Below are 20278 nucleotides of genomic sequence, written 5' to 3'. Positions count from 1 at the left end.
TCGATAATCTTATCAGCTTTCATAAAAGTCCTCCTCCTGACTGTTTTAAATGTGGTAATTTAATTTTCGTCAGTTAGAGGACTTTTTTATTGCATGAAAAATGTGCGAAAGATACTATACGTTATCATTAGATGAATGCCCCCTTTGTAGCCCCGGGTTTAAACCCGGGGCTACAAAGGGTAAAAAATAATTTTTTTCAATAATTTCATCCCCATTCGTTTACATGATATACATCTTATCAGGGCATATCATGAAAACGAAAACCTATTATTATAATCGACAACATATCGTTTTTTACGACAAAATACAGATTACCGCTGCTAACACATGATATGTTGCAACAATTGAAAATTCATTTTCAGAAATAAGCGGATGACCTCTGCATTATCCCAACGAGCCTCAACCCGGAGTAGACATTTGCCCCCCCCCTTTTTTTTATTATCGTAAATGACGACACACTTCATATCCTCTATCGCCCTGACCTGTTTTTCCGTAATCATAATTTGCTAAATTAACTGTATAAATATGGCGAATTATATAATAGCGGTCTATGTGTATTCATTATCGTGAAGACCGGCTGCCTGGGTCATGTCAGTAAAATGATGAGATTGATCAATGCCCAGCCATGAGCACTGGATGAGCGTAAATTATAAATGAATATCCTGTTTAACCGCTGCAATTCCGCGGGCGGCACACGTAAGGAGTTAATGATGAAGATCCCAGATTTTCGTTCCATCAAGTTGACCATACGCAATAAAATTCTGCTTGGATGTATTGGTGTGGCGTTGGTTTCCACCATTAGCCTGGCGCTGGTGGGCACTCTCAGCGCCAGCAGCACTATTAAACGAATGGCCGAAAACGATCTCAATCGTATGACGGACAGCATTCTGAACCTATGCAAGGCTAACTACGAACTGAACCAGAAAACGGTCAATCATAACATCTCTGTCGCCGACAGCTTTATCAGGGGAAAAACCGCGCTGAATCCCGCTAATCCCGTGGCTTACATCGCGGTCAACCAGATATCCGGAGAGAGCAGCGAGGTGCGTCTGCCTTCGATGGTCGTGGCCGGGGAGAATGTTTCCCGCAGCTTCGCGCTGGTTGATGGCATCACCAGAATGATCGGGGGAACCGTTACGATATTTCAGACGATGAAGAATCCTGACGGACTGCTCCGTGTTTCCACCAGCGTCAAGAAACAGGACGGAAACCGGGCCATTGGAACCTTCATCCCTTCTTCTTCCCCGGTATATGAGAAGGTAATACACGGCGAAACGTACCGCGGTTCCGCCTTTGTCGTCAATGATTGGTACATTACCGCCTATAAGCCTATCACGGAGCGGGACGGCACCGTTATAGGCGCCATCTATGTGGGAATAAAGCAATCAGAGATGGATATTCTCAAGGAAAAAATATTATCGATGAAGCTTGGCTCCAGAGGCGCGACCTACATCATCGACAACCATGATTCCTCGCGCGGTACCCTGGTAATCCATCCAACGCGCGAAGGGCAGAATATTTACAACGAAAAGGATGATGATGGCAATTACTACATTAAGGAAATTTGCGCAAAAAAGTCGGGTATAGGCGTTTTCCCCCTGGTCGACAAGAGAACGGATTCGGTGAACGACAAGTTTTTGTCATATCGAGCCTTCGATGACATGGGGTGGATCATCGTTTCCGAGGCGGATTACAGCGAGATTTATTTCCCCATCAGGGCGATGCGCTGGCTGATGATACTCACGAGCATTCTGTTCACCGCGTTAATTGTCATTATAAGCGTGTTTTTTTCGAATTCCCTTTCTATCGTCGTGCAGCGTATCGTGGGAAGGATCAAAAACCTGAAGGAAGGGGATTTCAGCGAGGATATCCCTCCCGAAGACATGAAGCGTGAAGATGAATTCGGCGAGATGGCGCGGATGTTCAACCTGCTTATAAAAAACACGCGGGAGCTTCTTCTGCAGATCCGGCAGACTACGGATGTCCTGACCCATTCGATACAGGATCTTAACGTATCGTCGAAGGAGATCTCGTCGACGTCAAGCCAGCAGGCGGCTTCAGTGAAGGAAATCGTGTCCACGATGGAGGATTCCGACAGCCTCTCCAAAGACGTCGCCGACCGCATCAACGAGGTGGCCAAAATCGCCAACCAGACCAAGGAGTTCGTCGAGCATGGTTACGCAATCATTAAGAACAACCTGGAAAAAATGGATGAAATCCAGAATACCAACTCCGACACTATCGCCGGCATCCGTTCTCTCGGCAGCCAGATTGAAAGCATCTGGGATGTCGTCAACATTATCAACGGAATCGCCGACCAGACGAAAATCATCGCCTTCAACGCCGAGCTTGAAGCGTCCGCGGCCGGCGAAGCCGGCCGCAATTTCCAGATCGTCGCCACGGAGGTCCGGCGACTCGCGGACAGCACCGTCGCCTCCACTTCGGAAATCAAGGCCCGCATAGACGATATCCAGCGCTCGTCCGACAAGCTCATTCTCGATTCCGAAAAGGGCACCGAGCGCATCCGCGAGGGATGGTCTCTGTCCGCGAAACTCAAGGAGGTCTTCAACGAAATCAAAAACTCGGCCGAGATATCCGCAACCTCGTCAGAGCGGATCGTCTCATCCGTGAGCCAGCAGGTGTCGGCTTTTGAGCAGATTCTTCTCACCCTCAAGCAGATATCCGAGGGTATCGATGACTTCACCAGCACGACCAAGGCAACCACCGGAGCCGCTGAATCCATAAGGGAAATAAGCGATACTCTCAGGGAAACCCTGTCTAAATACATACTATCGAAGGATGGGCTCGGTAATGGATAACTCGGAGCTGGTACGGCAACTCTCCGGGCGCTTGGCGGACAGTGACGCCGCGAACGCCCCGCTGGATGAATCGGAGCGTAAGTTTGTTGTTTTTCTTGTCGGGGAAAGGCCCTACGCCTTTCACGCAGAGCTGGTGCGGGAGATCGTCATTAACACGGATATCTATTTCATACCCTTCGTGCCGCCGTACATTGCCGGTCTCATCAATCGCTATGGGGAACCGTTCACCGTTTTTGACATAAAGCTGCTTCTTGAAAATGAGCGGCTGAAGGCGTCCAAAATGCTTATCATGAATCACCCTCAGGACAATGTCGCCTTTCTGATCAGCGACGTGGTGCGGGTGGTTGCAATTCCCGAAAACGGTATCCACGCAATGCCGTCATCTGAAGAAAAACGGACCTTCGAAGGCTATATTCCCTTTAACGGATCGGATATTTTCATCATCAACGTGCAGGATTTATATGACCGGCTCCAGAACGATCTCCAGAACATCTGACACCGCCCCGTCGCCGGTACTTCAGGTTGACTGTATCGTCGTTTCCTATCCCGGATGCTCCTTTCTGATAAACCGGGCGCAGATCGCGGGTAGTTACTACGATGGATACCGTGACGCGTCCAAGATCGGGAAAGGTCCGCTGCGGTTAATAGATATCGACAATCGCATCTTCCCCCTCATTAACTTCGACGATTTTATTGCCCGGTGCTTTCACATCCCCATAACGAAACAGGCGGAAATGATCATATTTGCCAGGGGGGATTCGCCGAACGCCCCGAAACTGCCCAGGATAAAAAAAAAGTCCACTGAAGAAGCCATTGACACAGGCACCATCGCCGTCCAGCTTTCTGGGAAAACCGGGCTGGCGCAGGTGCCATTGAAGGATTTGCGCCTTTTACCGTCGGGGCTGTTCCCGTATCTATCGAGCCGGGGGCTGCTGGGTGTCCGCTTCCCGGCGGACGGTTCTATTGAATACCTGATCGACATACAGACGGTGATCGCGACGAACATCGCGCGAACAACTAGAAAAGAGGTGTGCGATGAAAATCATGATTGTTGACGATTCTGTGCTCCTGCGGGGCATTATCAAGCAGATCCTTCTTGAGAACAGCGACGTGGAAACGGTGATCGAGGCGACAAACGGAAAGATCGCGATAGAAAAGAATATGATTGAAACCCCCGATCTTATAATCATGGACATCAACATGCCGGTCATGGACGGCATCAGCGCCACCCGCGAGATCATGCAGCAGCGGCCCGTTCCGGTGATGATTTTTTCAAGCAAGGTCGACGCCGCGAACAGCTTCACGGCGCTGAAATACGGGGCTGTCGATGTCATGAGCAAACCGAACATCGAACAGCTCAACAATCCGGAATTCTATAAGCGTTTCATAGAAAAGCTTTACACCCTCGCAACGGCCCTGCAGAAGATGCCCCGTGATACCGATTCCAAAAAAGAAGACGATATGGCTGTCATGAAGGGCTATGACATGATCGTCATGGGAGCGTCAACGGGCGGTCCCATGGCCATCGCCAGTATCATCAGGAGGCTTCCCGCCGGATTCCCCCGGGGGATTGTCATCGTCCAGCACCTGGAAACAGGCTTCGAGCAGAGTTTTGCCCAGTGGCTGAATTTGGAGACGCCTCTCACTGTCCGCCTGGCGGTAAATGACGATTACCCCGCGGCGGGGGAAGTGCTCATCGCTCCTGCATTGCGGCACCTGGTCTTCAAGGGCAGAAGGCTGTTCCTCGATGACGGCCCCAAGGTGCAAAACCAGAAGCCCAGCGCGGATATCCTTTTTACCTCGGCCGCTGTCCAGTTCAAGGAGCGTCTGATCGGGGTGCTACTCACCGGGATGGGAAGGGATGGAGCGCAGGGCTGCGTGGATATTAAGCGTAACGGGGGAATAACACTGGTGCAGGACGCCGACACGTCGACAATATTCGGCATGCCAAAATGCGCCATCCAGCTCGGCGGCGCTTCCCGCGTGCTCCCCCTTGACAAAATTACTGATACACTGGTCGCCCTGACCGCCCCGGCATGATGTCCCGCTTGACCCTCAAATACGATTTGGCCCCGTTTCTCGAGTATGTCGAGAAGACGACCGGCATGACGGTTCCGGACACCAACTATCGGACGCTGCGGGATTCCATCGGGCGCCGACTGGACGAGCTGAACCTTGAAGCCGCTCCTTATCTGCGCTTGATCGAGAGCGACATGAGTGAACGCGAGCGCTTCCTGAACTTCTGCACCATTAATGAGACCTATTTTTTCCGTGAGTGCCGCCATTTCACGCTCCTGCAGCGGCGCATACTGCCTGAACTGGCCGCCCTGAACGCATCGCTTTCGCTCTGGTCGGTGACCTGTTCCTCCGGAGAGGAGGCACTTTCCATGGCCATGATCGCAGAGGAATGCTGTGCGCCCGGAGCGGAATACCGCGTTTTTGCCTCCGATATCAATACCGAAGCGCTGCGCAGGGTGGAACAGGGATCGTATTCGGACAATTCGCTGCGCAGCGACGGCAAGAGCTTCATGCCGTTGATTGAAAAATATTCCGACCGCTCAGGCAAGGTCCTGCGTATCAAGGAGTTCCTTCGCTCGAAAGTTATTCCCGTTCATCTCAATATCTACCAGGGCTCCCTCGATGCCATCCCAAACGGGATACACCTGGCGCTTTTCCGAAACACGCTTATCTACATGAAACCAGGCGTAAAAATGGATATCCTGCACGCCGTTGCGGCAAAGATAAGCCCCGGCGGATACCTGTTGCTGTCATCTGCTGAAATGCCCCACCTGAATCATGAGGATATGATTCTAAAGGAGCTTGATGGTGTGTACTTCTTTCAGAAGATGCTTGCCCGCCGGCATACCGCCGCATCCCCTGCTGCTGACGGATCGCCGGCGGATAGCGGTACCATGATAAAAGATAGGGCGGTGACACAATCCATCGATAAAGAAGCGGTTTTGAGCTTTGCCTCCAGGCTTTCCGAGGGGAAGGCAATTCCGGAAGTATCCGATTACCCCAGCTTGCAGATGGCGGAGCTCCTTCACTACCTGTTGTACTTTGTCAACAACCTCAAGTTTGATCTGGCGAGGCAGCTGCTCTCCGTGATCGACGCCGCTTTTGCAAATGAAATCAACGTGTACCTGCGGGGATTCATGGAAATGCTCGCGGGCAACAACGACCTGGCCCTGTCCTGTTTCCGACAGGCAATACGGCTTAATAAAAAATTCTGGCCGGCTCGCTTTTATCTGGCGACTATCCTTAAAAACACCGGCGATGGCGGGGCTCTGGGGGAGTTCGCCGCATGCCGGGACGATATAGCGGCCGACAGCTCCCGGGGAGGCTCTCAGTACCGATTCCTGCTGGAAAACTTCAGTGAGCGGTATTTCATGGAACTCTGTACGCATTGGATTGAAACATTGGAAAAGAAATAAGGATGCACTGCAATGGCTATTCAGAAAGAAGCGTTTATCAACCAGTATCTTGAAGAGTTGCAGGAAAATGTGGAACAGCTCGACGGATCGGTCATAAACCTGAAAAAGGACCCGGGCAATGATGAAGAGCTCAATCGCATTCTCCGCATTCTGCACACCATCAAGGGCTCGTCCCGCATGCTGAAGTTTTCGATCATCGAGAAGCTCGCTCACGGCCTCGAGAGCGTGTTCAAGGGCATCAAGGAGCAGCGTTACCAGATTTCCGACGGTATAACGCGGCTGTCTTTCCTGACCTCGGATTATTTACGGGAGGTGGCCCACAGGATACGCAAAACACGGTCTGATGACGTCGATGTCGATGAAATAGTCGATACCCTTCAGAAAGCATCATCGAGCGAACCCTTCTCCCTACCTGAACATCCCCGGCAATCCCGGCGACAAAAGGCCGGGGCGGTTACGACCGCGTCCGAATCCGACTCCGCCTGTGCCGATACCGACGACGCGAGCATTTTCCAGGAATTCCAGACCATACGGATCCGTGTCGATCACATCAATGAAATCATCAAAAGAATGAATAATCTTATCATCAGCCAGTTTCAGCTTAAAAAACAGAACGACCTGATATCGCAGCTTGAAAAGAAGATCGACCGTTTCGAGCCGCTTGATTGTAACGGGGAAAACAGGGACAACCGGCGGGCCGAGTACGAAAAATTCGAAAAAGGCCTGTTGAAAGACGTCCAGACGATCCGCAAAACACTCCAGGAACAGCTGGAAACCATCGAACGGGAAACATTCGGGCTGCAGGAGATGATCATCGGACTGCGCATGTTCCCGCTCCAGATGATCCTTGGCTCTCTCCCGAAGATGGTCGAGGAATTGTCCCTGAGCCTGAATAAAAAAATACGATTCACCCTGAGCGGCGGGGACCTCAAGCTTGAAAAAATAATCCTTGAGACCATCAATGATCCCATTATCCATATCATCCGCAACGCCGTCGATCACGGCATCGAATCCCCTTCCGTCCGCGCCGCGGCGGGGAAGGATGATACGGCGACGATTTCAGTCAGCTGCAGAAGTGAAAGCGGCGCTGTCCTTGTCGTCATACAGGACGACGGTTGCGGAATATCTTTCGACCGCGTGAGGGAGCGGGCGAGGGAAATGTTCCCGACAATGAAAGAGGAGATCGACGGCATGACGGAAACAGAGCTGGCCGCCTACCTTTTTATGCCCGGCTTCTCCACCAGCGCAACCGTGTCCGACCTGTCCGGGCGCGGAGTCGGGCTCGACATCGTTAAGCACAATATAGAGAAGATCAAGGGCAAGATAACCTTGTCGAGCGTTGCCGGGAAGGGAACAACCTTCAGCATGACCCTCCCGCTGTCCCTGGCGACAATAGGGGGCTATTTTATCACGGCGGCGTCCGGAAAATTCTTTGTTCCGGCTAATTTCGTAAGGGAAATACTGCTGATCCAGAGGAAGGACGTGATCCAGGTGCTGAACAAGAAAGCCTTCATGCTGCGGGAGGAATTGATACATCTCTATCCCCTCTCTCTCCTCCTGGACATCAAAGTCTCAGCCTCGGATGAAAAGATCCACGTGCTCCTGGTTGAATCGCTGGGGACGGTCATCGGCATCGCCGTGGATTCAATAATCGAATACGCCTCGCTGATTTATAAGCCGCTGCCCCAGAATTTACTGAAGCACCGGTTCGTGCAGGGCATCGTCTTCGATGAGAATTACGACATCGTCACCATCCTCAATGTTCCGGCCCTTATCGACCTGTGCAAAGGCATGAACGATATAGAAATGAAAAAGCGCTATGCCCGAAGCCAGCGGAGAAGCAAGCACATCCTGGTCATCGACGACTCGGCCAATTCGCGGGAAATACAGAAGTCCATTCTTGAAACCGCGCGTTTTACGGTCAGCACCGCCCAGGACGGCATAGACGGGCTTGCGAAAATGCGGCAGGAGGATTTTCATCTTATCATCACGGACATCAGCATGCCCCGCATGGACGGTTTCACCTTCATCGAAAATGTCCGCCGGGAAAAAAAATACCATGGCATTCCCATCATCGTTGTTTCCAATGTCGAAGACGCGGAAAGCAAGCAGCGGGCTCACGATCTTGGCGCAAACCGCTATATCGTAAAATCGGACTTCGACCGCAATAACCTCCTTGAAAATGTTCAGAACCTGATTATATAACCGGAGTCATACCATGGCGAAAAACAAGAAAAAAATTCTGATAGTTGAGGATTCCGATCTCGTTGCCGGAATGTTGACGGATTTTCTCTCAACGGCCGGCCATCAGGTGATTCGCGCCGTTAACGGCGTCGAGGGAATACTGGCGGCTTACCGGGAAATCCCGGATGTTATCATAATGGATGTGGAGATGCCGGCCCTTCAGGGTTACCAGGCAAGCCGGCTCCTCAAGGCGCGGCGGGGCGTGCAGGACATCCCCATTATAATGCACACATCCCTTTCAGAGGACCGGGATGAATACTGGGCCCGTTCATCCGGCGCAAACGCTTTCATCACCAAGGACTTCGACAATCTTGAGCCGCTCCGCAGCACACTGGAAGAGCTTGGGAATCACCCACCTTTTCACACCGAATGGATAGCGGAGGACGCTGCAATCATGTCCCCCGCCTATATTCTTGAAATCCTGGGCTCCATCGTAGATCAGCAGCTTTTCCAGTCGACGCTCCAGAATGAACTCACCGAGGTGGCCGGGAGCATATCTTCTCTCGACACAACCATCTCGCGGATTTGCGAGCTGATAAACAGGGTCTGCCAGTACCATGTGGCCGTCATTAATCTTTTTTACAATAAGAAGGTCCGTGTTTTTATATTCCCTGCAGCCGAGGTTTTCGAAAGCGATGCCGAGGATTTTTACCGCATCTGCCTGGACGATTTTCACGGCCGTTATCCAGGGGCGACCATGAGGAAACCGGAGAAGCGCACGGTGGGAATTGAGAGCCGGACCGACTATCAGAAGATCAGGATCGATAAAAAGAAGATCCAATCCTACACGTGTTTTGATCTGCCCGGGATCGGCACTCTCCATCTGGGCAATTTCATGAACAACTATTATTCCGACGCGATCTGTTGCAATATGGACGCTTTTACCCGGTCAGCGGCAACGATCATTGAAAATGCCCTGTTGCTTAATCACACGAATGAAATGGAAACATCCATACGCAATGTTTTCTCTAAATTTGTTCCCGCCGAGGTCATAGACGACATGGTGGAAAGGGGTTCCACGTCCTCCATGCTGAGCGGAGAGAAGAGGAACGTCGCCATCCTCTTCTCCGACATCCGTTCCTTCACCGCGATCGCCGAAAACAACACTCCGGAAGATGTTGTCGCCTTCCTGAACCGCTACTTCGACACCATGGGGGCTATCATAAACCAGCATGGCGGCATCATCGATAAGTTCATCGGTGACGCGATCCTGGCGATTTTCGGCGCGCCCCAGAGTTATGAGAACAATGCGGAACGCGCCGTGCGCTCCGCCTTCAAGATGCTCATGTCCCTGCCCGCGGTAAATCCCGGCAATATGTGGCTTCCCCCCAAGGGCCTGGATATCGGCATCGGCATTCACGAGGGCGATGTGATCGTGGGCAATATTGGATCGCGGGAGAAATTCGACTACACGGTCATCGGCGATACCGTCAACCTCGCCTCCCGCCTCGAGGGTTTAACGAAGCACTACCAGAGCCATATAATCGTATCACAGAGCGTTCAGGATAAGCTCAGAGAGCTTATCCTCTTCCGTGAGATCGACAGTGTCCGCGTGAAAGGAAAGGATATCCCTACAACCATTTACAAGCTTGAGGAGGCGCGTAAAAACATTTTCACGGATGATCTGATGCAGGAATACAACAAGGGGCTCAGCATGTACAAGATCGGCAATTGGCAGACCGGGGCCGGATATTTCCAGAAGGTGCTTGCCGTGGTCCCGGATGACTATATTTCGCGGATGTACCTTGACCGGTGCACCGGCTATATGGACAATCCTCCCGGTGATGGCTGGGAGCCAACCCGTGATCTCGATTTCAAGTGATTCATAACCCCGGTTTAACCCCGGGGTTATGAATCTCATGGCCGTCCGTTCCCATGATATTATTATCAATATCACGAATTAACATCTTCGCATTAATCTTGACAAAGCCCCCTCCCTCCGCTGACCTATCATGAAATGACACAAATACTTGGACCAATCAGAGGAGAAACCGATGCGCAGCAGATCCGCACTTTTGCTATTAACAATAATCGTCATATTAATATCCGCCTGCGGCAAAGATAAAATCGATCTCAACGGCAACACTATCTTCAAGGCTGACGGCGCCGTGATAAGCTACGCCTCTTTCGGCAATGGCGGCAAGCCAGGCTTTCATTCCATCAGGGTGCTCAAGGATGTTAAAACCGACGAGCCCCTGGAGATCGTCGGAGTGTTCCCAACAGGCCCGGAGAACCTGGTGACCATTACGAGAAAGCACGGCCTGTATAAAATCTCCGGCCTCGGGAAATCATGCAAGCGGATTGACCACGGCCTTCCCCCGGAAGTGATCTATCCCTTCAAGAAAAAAGGCGTCACCAAGCCGGTTTTCAGCCATTCAGTGTCGGCTGACGGCAGGCGCGTGGCCCTGGTCGTTCCCAGCGATGTGTATATGTCCCGGGACGGGGGCCGCACCTTCGCGCGGCTTCCCCTGGCAGGGGTGAAGCGATACACGGAGTTCCTCTCCGTGGCAGTACATCCGGACAGGGAGGGCCCGATTCTTATCGGCACATCGTCCAACGGCGTATACTACTCGGTGGACGGAGGCGCCACGGCCCGGCTGATGCGGGGCGGAGTACCCGGAGAGCCGACGCGGACCCCCAACTTTCTCGAGGAGATCCGGTCCCTCTGCTTCGGCGGCGACGGCGACACCTTCTTTGCTGGTATGGGCAATGGCGGCGGCGTGTACCGGGGCAGCATGTCGCGGGGGATGATGGAAAAGATCGACATGCCTTCGCTCTTTACCTATCCTGACGGCGATTTTTTCCGTGTCACCTCGGTGAACTGGACGGACGGAGAGCTTCTCATCGGCACGAACCGGAGCTGGCGGAAGATAGCGAAGGAGGGCCCGGCGCGGGGTGCCGGACTGAATGAACAGGTCCGCGAACTTTTTCTCAAGGATGAATCAGTCATCTCCGCCCGGACCGGCGGGAGAAACCTCTCCTTCCAGAAAGACTACCAGCCAGGCCGCGCCTTTGAGCCGGACAGGCGCGCAGTGGGGAAGCACGCCATGTATATCAGCTACTCCTTCACCCAGGGGGAGAACTACGATAAGCTCCTGAAACTCCTGAAATATCTCAAGTTCAACGCCGTGGTCATCAACCTGAAGGACGATTACGGCTCTATCCGGGTGCCCGTAACGGATCCCACCATCAAGCAGGTGCCGGGCTCGGTAAATCCATATAAGAACGTGGTGAAGACCATCAAGCGGCTCAGGTCCGACGGCATCTATGTCATCGCGCGGCAGGTCTGCTTCAAGGACGAGAAGGTGTACCGGTATCAGAACAACAAGTATGCCGTCAAGAACCCGGGGGGCTTCCCCTTTCACAAGGGCCCGGAGAAATGGGTCGACGGGTTCAGCGAGTTCGTGTGGGACTACAATATCGCCGTGGCCCGGGAGCTCGAGAAGGCCGGCGTTGACGAGGTCCAGTTCGATTACATCCGCTTTCCCGACGTGCGGGGCGAGGCCGACAACCGGAGGTTCGATTTCAGGAAGGAGCACCAGACCATGCGGGAGGCCCTGGCCTCGTTCCTGGTCAAGGCGCGTGCGGCCCTTTCGGTTCCCACGTCCATCGACCTCTTCGGCTACAACGCCATCTACCAGTGGGGCGAGTGGATCGGCCATGACGTGAGCGAGCTTTCGCGGCACGTCGACGCAATCAGCCCCATGTTCTACCCGTCCCATTACACGGGAGGGTACGCAGCGGGCTACGGCGACCGCCGCATCTACTATACCATCTACCTGAGCTGTAAGCGCGCGCGGGAGCTGGCCGGGGGCGCGCTGCTCCGTCCCTACATCCAGGCTTTCTACTACAAGGACAACGCGGACAAATACTGCGTGGATTACATCGGCTGGGAGCTTGACGGCCTGAAGAACAGTGGTGTGAAGGATTATATTTTCTGGAACGACCTTTCCGAATACACGATCCTTATACGGGGACTCCGCAAGTACCGCGGAGAGGGCGAGGGACCGGTGCCGCCGGAGATCAGGGCCGCCGTACCGAAGAAGCTTCCCTTTGACGCCATGGTGGAGAAAAACATTTCAACCGATGCGCCCTGAGGCCGTGTATTGTTCTTGACGAAAAACGCAAATCGAATAAATCTTGATATATACGGGTTGCGGGTAGCGTGATGGATTCCTTTCTATAGAAGGGTGTGGTCAACGCTGCCGCGCGGAGGTTCACCCTTATCGTCCATCCCGCCGGGGGTGGCACAATTTGTTCCGGGGGTAAGATATGGTTCTGGTTACGGGCAGCAACAGTCTGCTGGGCACAAAGCTGGTGAAGAAGCTTCTTGAGAGCGGCGAACAGGTGAGGTGTCTCGATCTGGAAAAGCCCCGGGACTTGCCGTCAGGCGTTGAATTCGTCGAGGGCGACAACCTTGACGCCCTGCTCCTCGGGAAAGCCTGCGCCGGCATTAATACCGTGTTCCACCTGATGGACGTGAAGAGCCCCAAGCACCACGGCAGGGGCTTTATGAGAAGGGTCAACGTCAAGGGGACAGGGATGCTCCTCAAGGCCGCCCAGGCCGCAGCCGTGAAGAAATTCGTCTTTCTCTCGACCTACGAGGTGTACGGCCAGGTCAAAAACCTTCCCATCGGCGAGAGCGACCTGAAAGTGCTCAAGCCGGTTACCCGCTACGGCAAGGACAAGCTCAAGGCGGAGAAGCTCTGCCAGGAGCAGATAAAATTGAAGAAGATGGCCATCTCCATGTTCCGGCCGGCTCCCATCATAGGCGCCGGGACCCATAATCCCATCGTGCTGATAACGCTCCTCATGGCCATGGCCATGGAAGAGGCGAACCGTCTTTACGTCGCCGGCCACGGCGAGAACCGCTTTCAGCTCCTTCATCCCGAAGACGCGGCCGCGGCCCTGTTAACCGCCCACAGGGGAAACGCCTATGGAAAGATATACAACCTGGGCTCGGAAGACGTGCCGACACAGATGCAGCAGATAGAAGAGGTGAAGAAGCGGGCGAATCTCGATGCGACCATCATGCACCTCTCGACGTCAAAGGCGAAATTCCGGTCCTTTTTCCTGAAGCCCTTCAAGATAGACTATCTTAACAAGGGCCACGTGATGTATCTTCTCACAGACCTCATCCTGGACTGCACCCTGGCGAAGCATGAGCTGGCGTGGCAGCCGAAGTACGGCAACGTGGATATCATCCTTGAAACGATAGAGTGGTATAAGGAAGAGAAGCTGTAGGATATACTATTCCCCTCCGGGGGACTGTAAAAAAGGCGATGATCGGTATCATCGCCTTTTTTGTGGTCAGATGGCGTTCTCGTCCAGACCGTGGATATCCCGATCCTTTTCCTCGGCACGCTTTTTTTTCTCCGCGCGGGTGGCTTCCCGGCCTTCTTTCGTCAACAATTTCTTCAGGAATACCCACAGCTTCACCAGGAGGAGCGTCAGGAGCTGGCCCCGGCTGCCCTTGCCGGTTTCCGACGTGAAAATGAGCTGGGCTTTTTTCATCTCCGCGATGCTGAGTTTCCGGTCGTCGAGCTTCATCTGCTTCAGCATCTGCTTCGCCTGGGCCTTGGCGAGCTTCATCGTATCCTTGTCGTCGGTGAGCTCCTTTCGCTCCGTGAACATGAATACCATGTCCGGGTTCTTGAGCATGCGCCGCTTGATGCGGACGAGGTTTTCCAGCGCCTCCTGGAGGGCCGGGTTCTCGGCATTCCCGTTCTCCATGAGCATCTGGATGTACTGGTAGAAGAACTGGATCTGGCGGAACAGCTTTTTCTTGTCGAGGAGGGTGAGCTCCTTGATATCGATGATTGAAAAGCGCTCCAGGGTGAACTGGATGAATTCCAGCTGATCCGGTCCCACGTTATAGAGGAGCTCGGGGTTAAGGTCGTTGATCTGGATGTACTTGTTCGCCACTTCCTTGAGGTCGTTGAACATCTTGTCGGATGAATCCATGATCCGCCGGAACGCCGTCTTCTCGGCGAAGGTGAGGCCGGAATCGTTGCCCGTGGCCCTGTACTCGTCCATCTTCTTTTTGATGGTGCGGATGTCCATGGTGTCGCCGTAGACCTGCACGTTCTGGCTCTTCAGGTGGCCTTCCATCTCCATAAGGTCCGGCTTGGCGATCTCGTCGCCGATTTTCAGCACGTTCAGCTTGATGTCCCCCAGCTTGATGCGGAGCTCGTGCTTTTCGATTTTACTGATGCCGTCGGTGACGACCAGAATTTCCGATTTGGCCATCTCCTTGTCGAAGTTGATGTCGCTGATGGCCTGCAATATCGCTTCGTGGATGTTGGTGCTTCTTCCGCCGGTGGTCGTGTACAGGATCTCCTCGATGAGGCGCGGAAAATCCTGCTGCTTTTCGACCTTCATGAGGTTACCGGCCTTGGAGTCGAAGGGGCGGTAAAAGATCTTGGCCCGGGTGTTGTACTTTCTTCGGAGAAATTCGGCTATGATGCATTTCGAGTAAAAGGTGCGCATCTTCGCTTCCATCGACTTTGACCGGTCGAGGAGGATGAAGAATTTCTGCTCGTAGCGGTTAGCTTCCTTTCCCTTCTTGTCGCGCGACGTTGAAACGGGCTTGAACCGGTCGGCCTCGGTCTCGTAGTGCCGCTGCACCAGCAGTGTTTTGGTGTAGAGCTTTATGTCGAAGATTTCCTGTTCCTGCGCCAGCTCCCGGGGGAGCGCTTTCTTCATGTCGATGATGTAACGGTAGCGGTCTATCTCCATCCGGTCGGAGAGGGGAGATATCTTTTCGAGACGGTTGACCTGAATGCTTTCCTTTCGGTCAGGCTTGTACTCGCGGTCCTCCCGGGATATCTCGTCGATGGCGCTGAAGGCGTCGTCGAGGCGTTCGTCGGAAAAAATAACGCGGGCGATTTCGAAAAGGGCGAAAAACTGCGGTGGGAGAATGGTACGGGAAAACTCGAAAAAGCCGAGGGAATCCCAGTATTCGAAAAAGTCAATATCCTCGGCGTCAGCCCTTCTATGTTGAGCCGTATCGACAGTCACGGCCGGCCTCGCTTAGTAGAGTTCACGGTAATCCTGCATGATGCCGTTCTTCAATTCCTGCACCTCCTCAACGGCCGGGGTGAGATCAAGGATGTTTTTCTTGAGGGATTCGATGGTGAGCTTCTGTTCGTCCTCGACCTTCCGGGTAGGGAAGATCTTTCTCAGGAAATCCATCAGGCTCTGCAGAACGCCCTTGCGCGCCAGTATGGCGTCCTTCCGCTCCGGGTTCTGCCGTATCTCCTGAAAGACCTGGCGAATGCCCAGGAGGAGCTCGATCTGCTGGAACGCGCCGGTCGCGCGGTAGTGCGCCATGGTCTGGTTGTAGACGTCGAGGTAAAGGTCAACCTCGGATTTGTCCTTTGCCTTCACGGAGATGTAGCTGTTCAGGGTCGTAAGGCAGTGGTACATCTCCTTCAGGTCGTCAGTGTTTACCTGGAACCGGTTGTTGAGCAGCGCCGATGCGCGCAGGAAATCGCCCTGCTTGGCAATCTTCCGCGGCGACAGGAAGTAGTTGTAGTCGCTCTTTCGCATCTCGCTCATGAACTTGTCGATGAGAACGTTCTTCATGAAATAGATGAAGTCGGGCGTCTCGATCCTGATGGTGCGGTTCTTGTTCTTGATGATGTCGTAAAGATACAGTATCTGGTTGAAGAATATCTTCTGTTCCGGGTCAACGGGCTTGCCGCCGCTCATGGAGTAGGTGTGGTCGATGAGCAGCTGGTGGTACACGTTTGTGTTTTCCGGAATGATGGACTTGTAGGTGAACCGGTCGAGAACGGCCTCTGTCACCTCGTTCATGCGCATGTAGTTGGCCGTGGCGATGGCCGTGTGTACGGCGGTGTCGATCTGCTCCGAGCCGTTGATGAATTTCCGCTCGTTCAGAACCGTCAGCAGGGAGCGGAGCACTACGTCACTGGCGTCGAAGAACTCGTCGAGGAACACCAGGTTCGCCTCTATGATGGAACCCATGATGTTGTGGCGAATGCGGCCCTTTTTGAATTCCTCAATGTTATAGGGGCCGAAGTAGTTATCCGGCGTCTGGTCCTTGCTGGCCTGGGAGGAAAAGATGCGCGCCCCCTCGAAGGTGTTGAAGATGTACTGCGCCAGGTATGATTTGGCCATACCGGTCCTGGAGAGGAGCAGCATGTGCTCGCCGGTGAGGATGGCGAAGATGGCCTGGCGTATGATTTCAGAGCGCCCGATGACGTTCTCGCTGATACGGTTCATGTGCCAGTTGAGGTTCCCCACGATGGTGGGTATGTCGAATTCATCGGACTTTATCGACGCGAGCTCGCTCTTCTGATCCGGGATTTTTTCAACGGGGATAACAGGTGTTACGAATTTGTCGCGGTCGCTCTTTTTCTTGAGAAAGTTAAGGTAATCCTTCGCGCGGTCAGACTCCTGGAGAATTACCTGCTCCTGGGGCTTGTCGGGGAGCACTGTTCTGTTGACGATGCCGAAGCCGTCGTCTTCCAGGATCTTGTGTATATCTTTTTCTTTGTTCATGCCGCTACCTTTCAGGATATTTTTTCCACGAGTGGCAGGACGATCCGGAATGAAGTTCCCACCCCGGGAGTGCTCTTCAGCCCTATGCTTCCGCCGAGGTTCTGGACTATCGATGACGTTATCATGAGGCCCAGGCCCGTAGCCTGCTTGCCTTTGGTCGTGAAGAACGGCTGGAATATCTTCTGGAGATTTTCTTCCGGAATCCCGATGCCGGTATCGGTTATCGTCATTTTCGCGTATTTGCCGTTAGCGGCCTCTACCGTTTCAACCGTGATGGTGAGCGAGCCCTTTTCCGGCATGGCCTCTTCGGCGTTTTCAATGAATTGCATGAGGAGCTGCTGGAGCTGGTTCTGGTTCGCCCTGATCAGGACGGCCTTCGGCGACAGTTCCACGGTAACATCAAAACCCTCGCTGCGGAGGCGCTTCAGCATCATGTCCACCTGGTGGCCTGAAAGTATCTTGTTCAGGTCGCAGATGTCCTTGTCTTCCTCGTCGGCCGTGGAGAGACTCACCAACTGCGAGGTGATGTTCTTTATCCTTCCCACTTCATGGTGCAGCGATCCGATATATCCTGCAACCGGGCTCCCCTCGTCCAGGTTGTTGTCCACGAAATTGAGGTCCATCACCATCTTGTTGAGGCAGGCCTTGAGCTCCGATGCGACGCCCGAGGCGAGTATTCCGAGGGCTGATAGCTTTTCGGCCTCGTACACGCGGTTGGTGATGATTGACTGCTGCGTATGGTCTTCCACCATGAATATGATGCGCTCGATGTTGTTGTTTGAATCCAATACCGGCACTACGGTGGCGTTTATGATGAGGTCGCGGCCGCTGGTTATGGCGCGATAGGGAATGTTGAATGCCTGGCCGGTCTTCTTCTCAGCCCGGCAGTCTTCGTAGAGTTTCCCGAATTCGCTTTCTGAGAAAAGCGGCTCGTTGAGTATGTTGACGCCAACCATGGTGTCGCCGGTGCCGTGGCTCATGATTTGCTTCAGGGCCGGATTCTCGGAAAGGACGATGCCTGACGGGTCCATGACGAAGATGCCGATGGGGGCGTGGTTGATGATGTCTTCATTGAAGTCGCGCAGGTTCTTGAGTTCCTGCTGCTGCTTCAGCTGTTCCTTGACCTTGATCTCGAGGATGCGGCTGTATTCCTTGGCCTTCTTTTCGGCCAGGTGTTTCTCGGTGATGTTCTTCATAATGCCGACAAGGCCGACGATCTCGCCGTCTTCGGATTTGATGGGGGACAGGCTTGCGGTAAGGTAAACTTTTTGTCCCTTCTGGTTGTATGTCTTTATCATCTCGTTTTCAAAGGTCTTGCCCTTGTTGATGATTTCGTCGAACACGAAAGCGGCACGGTCATGTTCGATGGAAGGGATGCTCTTTGAATAATGGCCGCTGCTCGGCTTTTCAGCCGTCGGATTGTAAAAGTTCTTCCATGATGAGTTGATGTATATGAGATTACCTTCCTTGTCGAGGACGAAGATGAGGTCTGATGAAGCTTCGACAAGTGAATGATAGTCGATCCGGAACTTCTGGGCATCGTTCTCACCGGTACCGATCTGGTACTTGCCCTGAATATCTGTGATCATCTGAATAAGTTCTTCTTTGGAACGGTTGTTCAGGTTCTTTAGATCCATTGGCGATTATTGATCAGCCCCTCTTATTTTGCGCCTGCGGATTTTGATTCGGCTCTCAGCATTCTCTGGAGTTTGTTTGCGGTGATCAGGAACCATACTTCCACAAAGAGACTGAGGACGGTGCCAAGGAGGAAGGACGCACCGAAGAAGATATGGTTCATATCCAGCAGGAATAATCCTCCCAGGGCGATGACAGCGAGAAGTACGATCTTGATCGGGAATGAGGCCAGTGTCACGGTAAACATGACCATGATATTGGAGGTGATCGCTTTTCGCGCGATGAATATCCATACCACCGAGAAAAACATGCTCAGTATTGTCCCAAGGAAGTAGCCTTTAAATTCGGGCAGGCTCTTGTTATAGAAGCAATAAACCGTAATCCCAACGTTGAGTATGATTGGTAAACATATCAGAATGACTGCTTTGATAAATAGCTTTTTCATTTACACTCTGTACATTAGTTATAGAATTATTGAATGTATACGCCGCGAACGTTATAGCCTGCCATGTATGAAGGAGGAGGATAGGCGGTTTTTCCGACATTCCTCCTCCCCTTTGTTGCTATACTCTTTCCTTGCACGGCAGCTTAGATGTTCGGTACTAGAACGTTGCGGATTCCATACCGGGCACTCCTGGCTACTAGAACAACACCAGCGTTGCATGATTCTGGTGTTATGTCAAGACTATTTGTGCATAAGTGCGCAGGTCTTTCTATCCTAGTTTTTTCATCAGATCTTCGCTTACTTCTTTGACACCCGGTTTGCCATCCAGCTCAATGATCCGCGGAACGCCGCCGTTGGCCTTGGACAGCTTTTTGAAGTAATCAACCGCCGCGAGGGTGCCGTTATTTTTGTTGTAGTAAATATCGTGACGCTTGCCGATGGCGGTCTCATCCTGGTCGTCGGAGCGGGCCGAGAGCTTGCCGCCGCATACGCGGCATACCATTTCGCCGCCTTTTTCGGCAGGTTTGATTGCATCGATAAAGATATTGTTGGGGTGGTTGTTGTCGGTGGCGCACAGCCTGCGTCCCATGATCCTGTTTTTCGCTATATCCCTATCCAGTAATATTTCGATAACGCAGTCCAGTTTCATGCCGGCTTTTTTCAATGCCTCATCAAGGGCTTTGGCCTGCTCGTCATTGCGGGGAAATCCATCCAGGAGCCAGCCTTTTTTGCAGTCGTCTTTCTGAAGTCTGTCCAGTATCATGGGGATGGTGATATCATCGGGAACCAGGTCACCCTTGTCGATATATGCTTTGGCTTTTTTACCAAGCTCGGTGCCGCCTTTTATGTTTTCCCGGAAAATCACGCCAGATTCGATATGCGTTACAGTATACTTTTTTTGAACTACAGCGCCCTGCGTACCTTTACCGCTTCCATTGGGCCCGAATATGAGAATATTCATAAAAACACCTCTCCAGAGATTTTTTTACAGGATGAAAAGTAGCTATTCAAAAGTAAAGAAAGTTTTGGAAATCTCTCTTAATTAATTGGGTCATTTTCTCCATTATTTCATAGCATCATATAGATCATTGGTGACAGGTATGCATTGATAGTTATCGGGGCTGAATATAATGAAAAAAATTTTAATAATCTTTCAGGATAATCGTATACCTGGA

Annotated in this window: 14 protein-coding genes; 9 read left to right on the top strand and 5 right to left on the bottom strand. The window is 52.6% G+C overall.

Going from position 1 to position 20278, the window contains the following annotated elements; genetic code table 11:
* The first annotated feature begins 779 nt into the window (after window positions 1–779).
* The 9 genes from KA369_20375 (at window position 780) to KA369_20335 (ending at window position 13741) form a co-directional block, all read left to right on the top strand.
* Window positions 780–2819, top strand: coding sequence for a methyl-accepting chemotaxis protein (locus KA369_20375; protein MBP7738342.1), 2040 nt, complete (start codon window positions 780–782; stop codon window positions 2817–2819).
* Entirely contained in the window at window positions 2812–3315 is a 504-nt protein-coding gene (locus KA369_20370) for a chemotaxis protein CheW (GenBank protein MBP7738341.1), read from the top strand. The genes KA369_20375 and KA369_20370 overlap by 8 nt, the downstream gene beginning before the upstream one ends.
* On the top strand, window positions 3281–3874 hold the full coding sequence (locus tag KA369_20365) for a hypothetical protein (protein ID MBP7738340.1): 594 nt from the start codon (window positions 3281–3283) through the stop codon (window positions 3872–3874). Before KA369_20370 ends, KA369_20365 begins: the two co-directional genes overlap by 35 nt.
* A complete protein-coding gene (cheB, locus tag KA369_20360) occupies window positions 3855–4859 on the top strand; it encodes a chemotaxis-specific protein-glutamate methyltransferase CheB (protein ID MBP7738339.1) in 1005 nt (334 codons plus the stop codon). The genes KA369_20365 and cheB overlap by 20 nt, the downstream gene beginning before the upstream one ends.
* An 8-nt stretch (window positions 4860–4867) precedes the next feature.
* A complete protein-coding gene (locus tag KA369_20355; GenBank protein ID MBP7738338.1) occupies window positions 4868–6253 on the top strand; it encodes a hypothetical protein in 1386 nt (461 codons plus the stop codon).
* A 12-nt stretch (window positions 6254–6265) separates the two neighbouring features.
* Window positions 6266–8458, top strand: coding sequence for a response regulator (locus KA369_20350; protein ID MBP7738337.1), 2193 nt, complete (start codon window positions 6266–6268; stop codon window positions 8456–8458).
* Window positions 8459–8471: 13 nt separating this feature from the next.
* A complete protein-coding gene (locus KA369_20345; protein ID MBP7738336.1) occupies window positions 8472–10319 on the top strand; it encodes an adenylate/guanylate cyclase domain-containing response regulator in 1848 nt (615 codons plus the stop codon).
* A gap of 172 nt (window positions 10320–10491) precedes the next feature.
* Window positions 10492–12594: a hypothetical protein gene (locus KA369_20340; GenBank protein ID MBP7738335.1), complete on the top strand. Its 2103-nt coding sequence runs from the start codon at window positions 10492–10494 to the stop codon at window positions 12592–12594.
* A 175-nt stretch (window positions 12595–12769) separates the two neighbouring features.
* Window positions 12770–13741, top strand: a complete 972-nt coding sequence (locus KA369_20335) for an NAD(P)-dependent oxidoreductase (protein ID MBP7738334.1) — start codon at window positions 12770–12772, stop codon at window positions 13739–13741.
* A gap of 66 nt (window positions 13742–13807) precedes the next feature.
* Here the strand turns inward: KA369_20335 and KA369_20330 are convergent, their stop codons facing one another.
* From KA369_20330 to KA369_20310, 5 genes are all read right to left on the bottom strand, one after another.
* Window positions 13808–15517 (bottom strand): VWA domain-containing protein, encoded by a 1710-nt coding sequence (locus KA369_20330; GenBank protein ID MBP7738333.1) that lies wholly within the window; start codon window positions 15515–15517, stop codon window positions 13808–13810.
* A 12-nt stretch (window positions 15518–15529) separates the two neighbouring features.
* Window positions 15530–17023: an AAA family ATPase gene (locus tag KA369_20325; protein ID MBP7738332.1), complete on the bottom strand. Its 1494-nt coding sequence runs from the start codon at window positions 17021–17023 to the stop codon at window positions 15530–15532.
* 11 nt (window positions 17024–17034) lie between these two features.
* Window positions 17035–18612 carry a PAS domain S-box protein gene (locus KA369_20320; GenBank protein MBP7738331.1) on the bottom strand — a complete coding sequence of 526 codons (1578 nt, stop codon included), beginning with the start codon at window positions 18610–18612 and terminating at the stop codon, window positions 17035–17037.
* A 71-nt stretch (window positions 18613–18683) separates the two neighbouring features.
* A complete protein-coding gene (locus KA369_20315; protein MBP7738330.1) occupies window positions 18684–18968 on the bottom strand; it encodes a hypothetical protein in 285 nt (94 codons plus the stop codon).
* 403 nt (window positions 18969–19371) lie between these two features.
* Window positions 19372–20064 (bottom strand): adenylate kinase, encoded by a 693-nt coding sequence (locus KA369_20310; GenBank protein MBP7738329.1) that lies wholly within the window; start codon window positions 20062–20064, stop codon window positions 19372–19374.
* Between the last annotated feature and the right edge of the window lie 214 nt (window positions 20065–20278).

This window comes from Spirochaetota bacterium, assembly GCA_017999915.1.
Taxonomy (GTDB): domain Bacteria; phylum Spirochaetota; class UBA4802; order UBA4802; family UBA5550; genus RBG-16-49-21.
The sequence above is the reverse complement of the archived record's forward strand: the minus strand, read 5'-3'. Positions and strand labels throughout refer to the sequence as shown.